At 43.9% G+C, this 12,534-nt stretch carries 13 protein-coding genes; 2 read left to right on the top strand and 11 right to left on the bottom strand.

What is annotated here, in order from left to right; all coding sequences use genetic code 11:
• Positions 1 to 181: 181 nt before the first annotated feature.
• From ACFQV5_RS15845 to ACFQV5_RS15805, 9 genes are all read right to left on the bottom strand, one after another.
• A complete protein-coding gene (locus ACFQV5_RS15845) occupies positions 182 to 1,084 on the bottom strand; it encodes a Gfo/Idh/MocA family protein (protein ID WP_379248329.1) in 903 nt (300 codons plus the stop codon).
• Positions 1,081 to 1,986, bottom strand: a complete 906-nt coding sequence (sdaAA, locus tag ACFQV5_RS15840; protein WP_379248328.1) for an L-serine ammonia-lyase, iron-sulfur-dependent, subunit alpha — start codon at positions 1,984 to 1,986, stop codon at positions 1,081 to 1,083. Before sdaAA ends, ACFQV5_RS15845 begins: the two co-directional genes overlap by 4 nt.
• Positions 1,983 to 2,669 (bottom strand): L-serine ammonia-lyase, iron-sulfur-dependent subunit beta, encoded by a 687-nt coding sequence (gene sdaAB, locus ACFQV5_RS15835; RefSeq protein ID WP_379248327.1) that lies wholly within the window; start codon positions 2,667 to 2,669, stop codon positions 1,983 to 1,985. The genes sdaAA and sdaAB overlap by 4 nt, the downstream gene beginning before the upstream one ends.
• A gap of 24 nt (positions 2,670 to 2,693) precedes the next feature.
• A complete protein-coding gene (locus tag ACFQV5_RS15830) occupies positions 2,694 to 3,773 on the bottom strand; it encodes a dihydrodipicolinate synthase family protein (RefSeq protein ID WP_379248326.1) in 1,080 nt (359 codons plus the stop codon).
• A complete protein-coding gene (locus ACFQV5_RS15825; RefSeq protein WP_379248325.1) occupies positions 3,774 to 4,790 on the bottom strand; it encodes an NAD-dependent epimerase/dehydratase family protein in 1,017 nt (338 codons plus the stop codon).
• A 125-nt stretch (positions 4,791 to 4,915) separates the two neighbouring features.
• On the bottom strand, positions 4,916 to 6,256 hold the full coding sequence (locus tag ACFQV5_RS15820; protein WP_379248324.1) for a hypothetical protein: 1,341 nt from the start codon (positions 6,254 to 6,256) through the stop codon (positions 4,916 to 4,918).
• Positions 6,257 to 6,447: 191 nt separating this feature from the next.
• Positions 6,448 to 7,086, bottom strand: coding sequence for an NAD(P)-dependent oxidoreductase (locus tag ACFQV5_RS15815; protein ID WP_379248323.1), 639 nt, complete (start codon positions 7,084 to 7,086; stop codon positions 6,448 to 6,450).
• An 82-nt stretch (positions 7,087 to 7,168) separates the two neighbouring features.
• Positions 7,169 to 7,609, bottom strand: coding sequence for an Rrf2 family transcriptional regulator (locus ACFQV5_RS15810; protein ID WP_379248322.1), 441 nt, complete (start codon positions 7,607 to 7,609; stop codon positions 7,169 to 7,171).
• 154 nt (positions 7,610 to 7,763) lie between these two features.
• Positions 7,764 to 8,111 (bottom strand): hypothetical protein, encoded by a 348-nt coding sequence (locus ACFQV5_RS15805; protein WP_379248321.1) that lies wholly within the window; start codon positions 8,109 to 8,111, stop codon positions 7,764 to 7,766.
• 198 nt (positions 8,112 to 8,309) lie between these two features.
• On the opposite strand from ACFQV5_RS15805, the gene ACFQV5_RS15800 reads away from it, so the two are divergent.
• The gene (locus ACFQV5_RS15800; RefSeq protein ID WP_379248320.1) at positions 8,310 to 9,173 is read left to right on the top strand and encodes an AraC family transcriptional regulator; all 864 of its coding nucleotides are present in this window, start codon (positions 8,310 to 8,312) and stop codon (positions 9,171 to 9,173) included.
• A 66-nt stretch (positions 9,174 to 9,239) separates the two neighbouring features.
• On the opposite strand, the gene ACFQV5_RS15795 is transcribed toward ACFQV5_RS15800, so the two are convergent.
• Entirely contained in the window at positions 9,240 to 9,689 is a 450-nt protein-coding gene (locus ACFQV5_RS15795; protein ID WP_379248319.1) for an SRPBCC family protein, read from the bottom strand.
• 182 nt (positions 9,690 to 9,871) lie between these two features.
• Between ACFQV5_RS15795 and ACFQV5_RS15790 the strand changes: the two genes are divergently transcribed.
• The gene (locus ACFQV5_RS15790; protein WP_379248318.1) at positions 9,872 to 10,690 is read left to right on the top strand and encodes a DUF6597 domain-containing transcriptional factor; all 819 of its coding nucleotides are present in this window, start codon (positions 9,872 to 9,874) and stop codon (positions 10,688 to 10,690) included.
• Positions 10,691 to 10,713: 23 nt separating this feature from the next.
• Here ACFQV5_RS15790 and ACFQV5_RS15785 read toward each other — a convergent pair whose 3' ends face one another.
• Complete coding sequence (locus ACFQV5_RS15785; protein ID WP_379248317.1) at positions 10,714 to 12,336, bottom strand: ATP-binding protein; 1,623 nt, start codon at positions 12,334 to 12,336, stop codon at positions 10,714 to 10,716.
• Positions 12,337 to 12,534 lie beyond the last annotated feature (198 nt).

The following is a 12,534-nucleotide window of genomic DNA, read 5'->3' as shown; positions in this document are numbered from 1 at the left end:
GCTATCCACCAAGGGTTTGAGGTGTGTGGAAAATGCTAAAGAGGTGGAAATACAAAAAAAATAGGAGTGATCACCATGTGAATACACTCCTCAAAACAGTCCGTTTTCCTCTTGCATCTTTTCATAAATCTCCCTTCACATGGAAGGTGAATATGCTAAAATCACCAACTCAATTTAGAGTTTACAGCTCTACCGCAATACCTGTCGCTTTACTTTCTTCTGCAGCCTCTAGAAAACGTATGACTTCAACGGATTGTTCAAATGGAAGAACCGTCTGCCCGGTTGCAAACATCGGAATAACCTGTTCCAATAGATCTGCATAAAACGGTTTACCCGAACTTGCAGCATCCACATAATCACTTTCAGTCTTACGATGAATCAAAGCACCAAATTTATAATTCCCATCTCGATTTCCACGTACCGTCCCAATTCGCCCATCGCTCCATGTTCCAGTAATCAAATCATGTTCTTCTGTAGATGTCGCTGCTACTTCCCTGCATCCTTGCCCCATGATGGCAAAGAGCATTTCCGCTGCATGAATGCCATACCAAAAATAACGCGACTGTGTAGGCTCAATCTCCATCGGACCATGTACATCCGCTCCAATAATGCTTCCCTTCTCTGCCTGATCCAGTTCTAGCTTTAAACTGGTCGCATAACGAAGGGAGGAGGCACTCATGACCAAAATGCCGTTCGCTGCGGCAATGCTTCCGATTTCTATTGCTTCAGCAGTCCGAAGGGCCAGCGGTTTATCTATAAAGACAGGTTTTCCATATGGAGCTATTCTTCGGAACAACTCCAGATGAACCCTTCCATCAGCAGATAGTAACATGAGCGCATCACATTGCTCCGCAACCTCCTCTGGTGTATCTACAATACGAACACCGTATTTCTGCTGAAGATCTTTAGTAAATCCGTTTACTCTTGAGATACTGAGTGGGAAATCCGGCGAACCGCCCGGATATGCGGCAATGACACGGGCTCCGGGAACATGGTATGTACCCTCTAAATCATGGAGCAGTTTAGTAAAGGCATTAGCATGCGAAGTATCCAGCCCAATCAACCCGATTCGCAGCGAGGTCATGGGCTTTCATCCTTTACATTCTTGCTTCCTTTCCCGTACAAGTCCTTTAGAATCTTCTTCCCTGTAGGCGTCTGTGCCAGTCCGCCTTTGGCGGTTTCCCTATGCTTCTCTGGCATCGCTGTTCCGACCTCAAGCATAACACCCACTACTTCATCCGAAGGTATAACACTTCGCACACCAGCAAGTGCCATATCTGCGGCAGCTAAAGCCGACACCGCGCCAAATCCGTTTCTCACAATGCACGGTACTTCTACAAGTCCGCCAACCGGATCGCATATGAGTCCTAGTGAATTTTTAAGAGCGAGCCCAACAGCATGTACTGCCTGTTCAGGTGTTCCACCTCTGAGCTCTGTAAGTGCACCGGCAGCCATTCCGATAGCTGAGCCCACTTCAGCCTGACATCCGCCCTCCGCTCCAGATATAAATGAATTGTTCGCAATAACATAGCCTATTGCACCTGCGGCGAACAATCCCATTACAAGATGCTCATCGTCCCAACCGAATTTTTCCTGAGAACTGACAAATACCCCCGGTATAATCCCGCATGAGCCAGCCGTAGGTGTTGCAATAATTCGCCCCATGGAGGCATTCACTTCAGAAACAGATAGCGCATAGGCAAGCGCAGTACAGGCATCCGTTCCAAGAGAAGATACTCCCCCCAGCATATACTCGCTTACACGTACGGCATCACCGCCCGTTAAACCGCTTCGTGACGGAACAGGTTCGTGAATACCACGATGGACAGCTTCCTTCATGATGTTGTAATAGTTAGCCATCTGCTTAAAGGTTTCTTCTTCGCTTTTTCCGGACTCCTTAGCCTGTTCGCGAAGCATGAGCTGACCGATCGTGACCCCATCCTCATGGCAACATTCGGTTAACTGCTGTAGTGTAGAGAACTTCATTCTGTTACCTCCTCCGACGTTATATCCGCAAACACGACACGATGAACGCTCTCTAAGCTTAGAATGTGCTCCATGAGAGAATCCGGCACCGGTTCATCGGTCTCCACAACGGTAATGGCTTCCCCACCACGGCCCTTCCGATCCACGTCCATATATCCGATATTGACTCCGCCGCCATCCAAAATTCGAGTAATTTGAGCGACCATGCCTCGCGTATCTTGATGAAATACAATCAAAACCGGATAATTCATCGTAAATTTCACATTAAAGCCGTTAACGCCCAGAATTTCAACATTCCCACCTCCGATGGAGGCACCTACTACAACGTCTTCCCGCCCATTCTCATCTTTCAATTTAAGCATGACCGTATTCGGGTGGAAGGCAACATTCTGAGCTGTTTTGAATGTCAACGTTATCCCTGCCGCTTCCGCCAGATCAATTGAATTTCGGATTCGCATATCATCTGTAGGGAAATCCATTAAACCGCCCACAACTGCCAGATCGGTTCCATGCCCTCGATAAGTGTCAGCAAAAGAACCATAAAACACGATTTCAGCTTGTTCGGGAAACGCTCCAAATATGCGCCGCGCTGCCCTGCCTATTCTTACAGCGCCCGCTGTATGGGAGCTGGATGGTCCAACCATACTTGGTCCAATAATAGAAAATACATCTTTAAAACGCACATGTTTCCCCCGTTCATCTTGTTGTTACATTGGCTCTACTTCTGCAAGCCAATCTTTTAAGTGCTTTTTAACAAATTCATCATCATTTAGATGAGGATAATCTCTATATACACGGTCAATTTCTTCAGACTGTCCCGGCGACAATGTCTCATTAGGATTCAGACACCATGTACCTTCTAGTAGTCCCTGTCTTCTAAGAACCTCATGTATGCCTGGAATGCAGCCATGAAATTGATGCGCTGGATCGAAGAAAGCTGCATTACTATCTGTAACTTCAACATTTTTGGTCAGCCATTCTGGAGATATGTCTCCACCACGCACCTGCTTTATTTCTTTAAGCAGTTCTACCGCTTTATGTGTCCACACTGCCCAATGACCGAGCAGACCTCCTACAATTTCCTTCTCTACCTGTTCGCCATCTACGTTAAAACGATACGTAGTAAGCAAATCATTAATAATATTATCATCATTACCCGTATATAGAGAAATTTCATCCCGTCTACTTGAATAACACACTGCGCGAACCACATCAAGGGTTTGATAACGGTTAAATGGTGCCATTTTTATGGCAACAATATTCGGAATCTCAGCAAATTGGCGCCAGAAATCAAAACTAAATATTTTTCCTCCTACAGAAGGCTGCAGGTAAAACCCGATAACCGGCATGATTTCCGCAATATTTTCCGTTCTCTTCAGGATATCCTGTTCACTCAATTGAGTCAGTCCGCCCATACTGAGCAGCGCAGCATCATAACCCAAACTTCTGGCGATCTGTGCTTCATTCACAGCCTGCTCAATCGGTCCGCAAACACCAGCTACCATAATAAAAGGCCGATCCAGCTTTGCACGTTCTACTTCTTCTGCTGCAAGTCGCAGTACCGGTTCGTAAAGGTCAATGCCTTTGTTACGAATTTCAAATTGAGTGGAGTGTACACCAACAGCGATCCCGCCTGCACCAGATGCGGCATAATACCGTGACAAGGCCCGCTGCCTCTGTTCATTCAATTTACGGTTTGAATCTAGAGCAAGTGGATGGGCAGGAATAACAAGACCCTCGGCAAGTGCCTTTGCTTTCACTGGAGACAATCGATTCGTTCCACTCACTTAGAATTTCCCCTTTCTTTCTTGAAAATGTGTTGGCTTGTTCCAAGTATCTCCGCCGCTTTTCACCCATTCAGCCGTCCAGTCGATCATTTGCAGCAATGATACCTTCGGATATCCGAACAACTGATGCGATTTCGAGGCATTACTCAGTAGTGCCGTCTCGGACTCCGCCCCCGTAAAGTGCACTTCCTTCCCCATACGTTTAGCCAATTCCTCAGCTGCCCACCGAATAGACATCGTTTCCGGCCCTGTAATATTTATAATCTCTGGTGTGGTACTACATTGTTTCAGGCAGCGTAGTGCCATCTCGTTAGCATCTCCTTGCCAGATTATGTTCGCGTGGCCCATGGCAAGATCAATGGAACGGCCTTCGTTTATAGACTTAGCCAATTCGAGCAACACACCGTAACGCATGTCAATCGCATAGTTCAAGCGATAGATCGTCAAAGGAGTTTTATTTTGATGTGAAAAATACTCAAATACACGTTCTCTACCAAGACATGACTGGGCATACTCGCCCATCGGCTCTGGTGCTACTGCTTCATTTACACCACCGCTACCCACGGATGAAAACGGATACACGTTTCCAGATGAAAAGACAACGATATTCGAATTTTTGTATTTCTCGGCCACACGCCCCGGCAGATAAGCATTCATTGCCCATGTGAAATATTCACGGCCCGTTGTACCAAACTTGTTCCCCGCCATATAAATGACGTTTGCCGCATCCGGAAGCTTCTGAAGATCCTCATCATTCAGCAAGTCGCATGAAATGGTCTCGATTCCGGCCTCATCCAGTTCGCGTCTAGCTTCAGCATTCGAGAACCGGGATACACCGATAATTCGTTTGTTTAGTCCACCTTCTTTAACAGCATTGGCAGCAAGTCTAGCCAGACTCGGGCCCATCTTTCCTCCAACACCAAGAATCAGAATATCTCCCTCTATTGTACTTAGATCAGCAATCAATTGTTCTGATGGCTCAGCAAGCTTCGCTTCTAATTCCGCAACCGTTTTCATGTCCATCCATCTCCTTTTTGATTATGTTTCCTCTTCATCTTAACGAGTCCACATATATAAAGACAAATCTTTAATTCGTCTTTAAATACAACATCAGATGGATGAACAAACGCTATTGAAGTCTATTACAAATCCTTTTGCAAAAACGTAAATCGAAATATTTGTCTCGGCCTTCCACGCGGCACCTTCTCTAGACCCGCGATCTCCACTAGAGCATTGTCAGTCCAAAGTAACAGTAAACGATGTGCGCTTCTGACCGTAATTTCCAGCAAATTCGCAAGCTCGTGCACTTTGTATTCATATTTGCCGAACCGGGCACGCTGATAAAGCAGCTTACTTAGATAGACACTTGTCATCCCGGCATTCTCCGCATGTTTGATTAGAGCCGCATCCGTAAATGACAGCACATCCTGCACAGGATCCGCCATTTCGAGTGGGCCGATGAGCGTTCCGTCCTCACGAACGATAAAGCATGCATTTCCACCTGCCTCTTTCGCCTTCCTCATGGCGATGCGTGCATTCGTGCCGGCAGCACTTGCGGTCATTCCAAAACCCATGCCAATACTCAGCGATATGTCGTGCGTCTTATTAACGTCTTTAGCCAGTGGAATGGTCTTATATCCACCCGTTTCTCGTTCGAAGATTCCACGCGTCGTAAAGAACAGGTATTCATCACCGCCCATATGAGTAAGATATCCGTCCAAAGACTCTACATAATCCAGCACCATGCGGTGAATATCCAATTTCAGCTTTTGAACTTCATGCTCATTATTAAATTTAAGTGCCTGTGTCCCAAAGTCATCCACATTGATCATACCGACGACAATCTGCCCCTCCTTACTACGACGTGAAGCCGTTGACAGCAGCGCTCTTTCCAAAGATACTACGATGTCCTGATCAGAGGGGAGCAGCCAAAGGTTCGGTACATCTCTGGAGCTTAGCTCTTGAGCTATTGTTTCTATACCGGTAAATGCGATGGAGCACATGCCAGAGGTGTAATTCGCCTCATGAAAAGCAACGAGTTTATCAGTGGATGCATAGGCTGGTCCATCATAAACCATGCTCTTTACGTTCATACTATCCATATCTTTCAGCGTTCTTCTCACCATAGCTTCGGTCAATGTATCCACGGAAATACCGCCGCTCAATTTCCCACGCTGCTGGGCATAGAAAAGAGCTTTATATAAACCAGCGTCCGTAACCGGAACATGGTGTACCGGTATTTCAATTGTGCTCTGCTCTTTCACTTTACGATAAGACAGCGGATCAGAAAGAATTAGCACTTCCACATCCCTGCTGATCTGTTCCGCAAGTAAAGAGGCTTCATCATCCTTCTTAAAAACGAGCGGCACAGGTGCAAATGAAGGAAATGTCTCAATGATCCGCATAATCTTGTCTACTATCGTTTGTGGTCCAATAATTCCAATGCGAATCTGCTCAGCACGCTGCCGACTTATATCTGTCATTAAAAGCTCACTCCCGCTAATTCCCTATTGGGCCATCGCCACGAACAGACGATAACATATTCTTAAATATACCTCTTGATATAATTTTGGCAAGCTTCATATATCAACCTGTATACAATCACCCCACTTCCTTCTCCGACAAAAATAAAAGCTGCACCCGAACAATAGGGTACAGCTTCAAAATCGTGCAATTATGATTCGGATACAACCGTAAAGCGTTCATTCACATGCTTCGGCTGCTCGATTTCATCGAGAACTGCAATAGCAAAATCCGCATAACTGATATAGCTCTGATCTTTAGAATTTACGAGCAAATGGTCTTTCCCTTGTACGTAAGCTCCTGTTCTCCGGCCTGTAGGATCAAAAAATGCGGACGGGCTAATAAATGTCCATTGGATACCCTCGGATTGCTGTAGATCAATCAAATTTTGACCTTGATTCACAGCAGTCGGCAAATATTCTTTCGGAAAATCTGGCGTATCCATCACACGGATCGTTTTTGCCTCGTCCACGAACAAGCTGCCCGCTCCTCCCACAACGATTAATCGAGTGCCGGGTGCACCCTTGAGCGCTTCAATCAGAACTTTACCTGCTTCCACATGTTGAGACTCATTGCCAGGGGCTGCGCCAAAAGCATTGACAACAATGTCATACCCCTTCAAATTTTCAGAAGTAAGTCCGAAAACATCCTGTTCTAGAACAGAAACTTCGTTATCTGTAACTTTAGCTGCATCCCGAACGATCGCTGTCACTTCGTGACCTCTTTCCAAAGCTTCCTTCAAAATCTGTGAACCTGCTTTACCACTTGCACCAATGATAGCTATTTTCATTTTTAATTCCTCCATAATATTATTTGGTATAACTTTAGGTGTAATGTTGTAACTTACATCGTTACAACTTGATCAAAAAAATTTAGTTGGTTTTTTTCTGTGCTTCGGCCGCGAGTCCACTTACCAAATCACTTAGGCGCACTTCCTTGAGCACTTTCTCCATAGCATCCTGTGCACGAAGTAATATGATATTTAGTACCGTCTCAATATTAGCTCCAACAGGACACTCCGGGTTCGGAGCATCATGGAAATGAAACAACTCTCCTTCTTCCACAACCTCAACCGCGCGGTATATGTCCAATAAGCTGATCTCCTCAAGCTCTTTAATAAGATAAGCCCCACCCGCTCCAGCACGCACTTTAACTAGTCCTGCTCTCTTTAGTTTCCCTAGTACGTTGCGTATAATTACTGGATTGGTGTTGACACTACCTGCAATCCATTCGGAGGTGCAATGGGCATCCTTGGACATGGAAATAAGCGATAACGTATGCACAGCAATCGTAAACCTGCTGCTAATTTTCATGATTTATTACACCCTTTCGATGTAACCATTATACTTACAACGAGTATTAAAATGCAAGTTTTAATAAAAAAATATGACTCAGTAACGCCTCATAATGTTCACGAGCTCATCGGCAAAGGATATAAAGCAATTCAATGCGAAGCGGCTACCGTATTTACCGCACAATAATTTCAGTGTTCATAAGCGCTGTGCTCCGGGCTACACGTTCTAGCTGCATCTTAATAAATGACTGTAGCTCCGTCACGATGAAGATCACTTTAGCGAAACCGGTTTCTTTATATCGTCTAAAAGAACCTTGTAACTTTTCAACCTCTCCGGGTGTAAGCAGATCCATTGCTCTGCAATCCACTACGAGTAAGTATTGTGTTGCGTCAATGAATGAAGTTCTTTCCACATAATCTTTTATAAATTCCTCATAATTCTGAGCGGTGAACGTACCGCGTATCGTCATCTCCACGGTTTTCGTTCCCTCATCGATTGTAATGCTAAAAAGTTGACTCATCTTAGACCTTCTACCCCTCTCCAAATTCCTTGTGTAAATGCTACTTGGATAGCCTGCTTCAGTCAGTGCAGTGGACCAAAAATTCCTCTTCCCCTTATTATCGACTATGATAAGTATAAATTATGGAATCAACAAAAGGAATCAGTAACGCTATCAACGAATTGTAATTCAGAGTAAACAAGGAAGGTGTGTTTCACAGTGCAAGATGTTCAAGTGGACCTCATCAGTTCATCATCTCAGGGACAAATGGATCTAAGTCTATTGTTTTTTGGTAAACAAGAATGTGCTCCTAGCCACTCATGGGGGCCCGGTATTCGCGACTCCTACATCATTCACTACATTCATAGTGGCAGCGGAGTCTTCTCCATACAGAACCAAACCTACCATCTGCAAGCTGGACAAGGATTTCTCATTCCTCCGAGAACGCTAGTGTATTATTGTGCTGATGAGCACGATCCTTGGACTTATTCCTGGTTCGGATTTCGTGGATTGCATGTCAAATCTTTTCTGCAGCGATCACATTTATCATCGGATCATCCTATCTTCCAATTGGATACGGGCAATCGTGACCAAAATCCCTCGGAATCGGTCTCAGCATTGGAAACCTTTCACGACGAATTGATGAACATTCGCAAAGAGCGCAACGAGGACGTGCTTAGCCTCAGCATCTTGTATCGCTTAATGGCCGAACTCATTCAATATTCACCCGAAGAGTTAACACAGCCAAAGCCATCTGTCTCCAAGGAAGCCTACGTTCGCCAAGCGATTGAGTTTATCGAGAACAATTACAGCCAAAAGATCAGCGTTATGGATATCGCACGCTCCGTTGGTCTCGATCGGACTTATTTATCAGGTCTGTTTAAGGCTCAGCTCGGCTTGTCCCTCCAGGCTTTTTTAATAGAATACCGAATGAATCGAGCGGCTGAACTGCTGCAGAATAAGGATCTGTCCGTCAGCGATATTTCTAGATCCGTTGGATATATTGATCCGTTTCTATTTTCAAAAATGTTCAAAAAAGTTACCGGACGCTCCCCCCGAAGTTCCAGAGGGATAGACGATTAATGATGCAAGCCAAAAACCACTCCTATTCTTAATCAGGAGTGGTTTTATCATTCGAACCTGTTCTAACTACCATCCAAAATCCAGTGTTTTACCTGTTTCCACATACGTCTTAATACTGCTGAGAATCATCCACCAAGAATCAGCTGCTTTTTCAAATGACGGATGACCCTCCGTAAAATGATCATTGACCAGCGTCAACTTCGTGCAATTTCCCACGGTTTCTAACGTGAACGTAATTCTAGATTCCAACTCAGCGTGATTTGGATAATATGCAGGACCAGGATGTTCGATCAGGCTCAGCTTCTGCTGCGGCTCACAAGCCAGAACTGTACCGTATACATGAACGGTTTCCTCGCCCTCTGCACCCGGACCTACATATTCATAAGGTTCCCCAACCACAAAGGATGACTTCAATTCTGAACCGAAAAATGCGCTTTTTGTGCCTTCAGGTAAAATCAGTGCATTCCACACTTGCTCTTTATTCCCATGAATATAAAAATCATATTTCAGTTCCATGAGATCAGTCTCCTTTTTAATAAAAGAATGAGTTTACTAGACTCTTTTTCGATTGATATGATGAGTATAACAATTCAGATAGATACCGTATTGTAAAAACGCGACAATTCAGGACCTTACCATCCCACTACCTTCTTAAGCCCACACGATTGGTCCATACCTTAAGGTTAGGAGATCTTCTTATGAAACCTCATCCCCCCAAGCCAAGCATGGGCGTTCTAAATCTAAAGGATAGCGCCAGCAAATTCAGCCTTACCCGTCATGAACCTTCTGAAAAATTTCGCCCTTTCGTTAAACACTACTGGATTATTCATTGGAATCTGATCGGCAGTCCCTCTCATACCCAAAATGTAGTTCCTAATCCATGTGTCAATCTAGTGGTCGAACCGGGCAAAACAGCTATCTACGGTGTATCAAAAAGTGTGCATTCTCACCATTTAGAGGGCAAAGGAACTGTATTTGGTATAAAGTTCAAGCCTGGGGGATTCTACCCGTTCATTAAAAAGCCTGTGTCCGGACTAACGGGCCATTCCCTTGGAACAAAGGATGTTTTTGGTATTGATCCTGGAGAAATGGAGAACACCATACTTTCACAACATGAACCTGAGCACATGGTAACGATGATCGAGCAGATGCTTCTTCCGTACCTGCCAGCTACTGATCACAAGGTAATACAGATCAATCAAATCATCGATCACATCATTCAGAATCCAGATATCACGACGGTAGATCAAATATGCGATTATATTCATCTAAACAAAAGAACGCTTCAACGTATGTTTAGCCAGTATGTTGGTGTTCACCCTAAATGGGTTATTAAACTGTACCGGCTCCAACACGCCGCTGAGCGTATGGACTATAAAACGTATGAAGATTTTCTAAAACTGTCTACGGATCTGGGTTACTATGATCAGTCCCATTTCATTAAAGATTTTAAATCTACCGTTGGGAAGACACCGGAGGAATATATCCTGGAATTGCACAAACGCCGGCTTACCTAAGCCGGCGTTTGTGTTCCGTTGATTCACGAACCGCTGAATGCGCTCATTTCAACTGGTAAATATAATTTCACTGTAGTGCCTATACCCACTTCACTAGAGATGGACATATGCCCCTTGTGTGTATTCAATATCTTCTTAACAATCATCATGCCAAGCCCATTTCCCTCCGGCTTTGTGGTATGGAACGGTTCACCGATCCGCTCAAGCACGTCTTGTGTCATGCCTGATCCATTATCCTTGAAGGAGATCACCTGATAACCATCTTCCTCATCCAGCATAATATCAATATTGCCGCCAAAAGGGAGTGATTCCATGGAATTTCTCAATATATTCAGAAATATCTGTTTGATCTGGTTCCGATCACATATGATTACGGGACTCTGAACACACTCTGTTCGGATTACAATATGATTAAGTGCTGCCTGGATTCCGAATACACTTAATACTTCTCTTAATATCTTCTCACAATGTTCCTGGTTAAAGTGGCTTGCTTGCGGCTTCCCTAAAATCAAGAACTCCCCAACAATAAGATTCATCCGCTCAATCTCAGACATGATCAGTTTGTAATGACGCAAATTTGTGTCCTGATTGGAGAGTTGAAGCATTCCTTTCACTGTGGTTAACGGATTGCGAACTTCGTGTGCGATGCTCACTGCTATCTGTCCGGCAAATACTAACTTTTCCGTATTTCTAAGTACCTCTTCCGTATTCTTCATTTCAGTAATATCACGTAGGTTGCCTGCCACCTGGGCAAAAACACCGTAATGATTATATACGGGAAGCACATCAAGAATATAATAGCGAGTCATTCCGTTAACTTTAATCGCTATTTCTTCTCCTCCACATTCTATCTGCTCATCAATAACTCGACGAAAATAACAACCGACCTCATTTACTCCAAATACGGAAGTGCCTAGATGGACTTTTTTATTCGCTGGCTGAAGATTTAATATTTTCATGCAAGTTTCATTCAGTTGCACAATATTACCTGATGTGTCCGTAATTAACACACCATAGTAGTTCGTCTCTAACAGCAACTGATTCAACATATGAAGCTGATTATTCTGCATACGCAGCATCATTTCCCGTTCCACGGAATCGGCAATCGTACGTAACAGCGACATGAGATGGGGGTGGGCAAATTCCAATTCAGTCATTAATGAAATCGTCCCTGCAATTCTTGACTCACCCTCACAATAAAATGGTGCTGAATAGCAAGCCATATGCTGAAGGAAATCATGATAATGATCCGGACCAATTAATTGAATTGGCCTTTGACTTCGCAAACATAAATCCATAGAGTTCGTTCCAGCTTCTTCATCAAATCTTACACCTATTTCAATGCCAAGCTGCTTTACTGTTTTTACTATAGAAGGGTTACCCATAACCTCGAGAATATAGCCTTCATAATCTGTAATTGCAATAACGATAGGGGTATCCGAAACAGAAGCAAGGAATTTCTCTACAAAAAAATGAATCAACTCTATGCATTCTAAATATAGTTTCTGTCTAGCCACTAATTGTTCTTGAGAAAAACGATGCATTCCTGTCGGAAATCTTGTCGGATCCATACCCATATCCCCGCACCGTTGTTTGGATCTCCGTACAATCTCCTCATCCGTTAATTCTATATATGAGCTTTCCACATGACATACCTCATTTTTCATCATGTATATTTCAAATCTATATTTTATATATTCTACCATTTTTATGTTTAGTCATCACTATCCAGCTCAAACCTAGGGATACATTCTTACTCGCCGGGATAAAAATGTATAATCTGTAATATTTAGGTTTAAAATTGACTATGTTTTGGGTATTGCTCAATTATCGATTCCCGTAAC

The sequence above is a fragment of the Paenibacillus sp. GCM10028914 genome, assembly GCF_042666275.1.
GTDB lineage: Bacteria > Bacillota > Bacilli > Paenibacillales > Paenibacillaceae > Paenibacillus_AQ.
The sequence above is the reverse complement of the archived record's forward strand: the minus strand, read 5'-3'. Positions and strand labels throughout refer to the sequence as shown.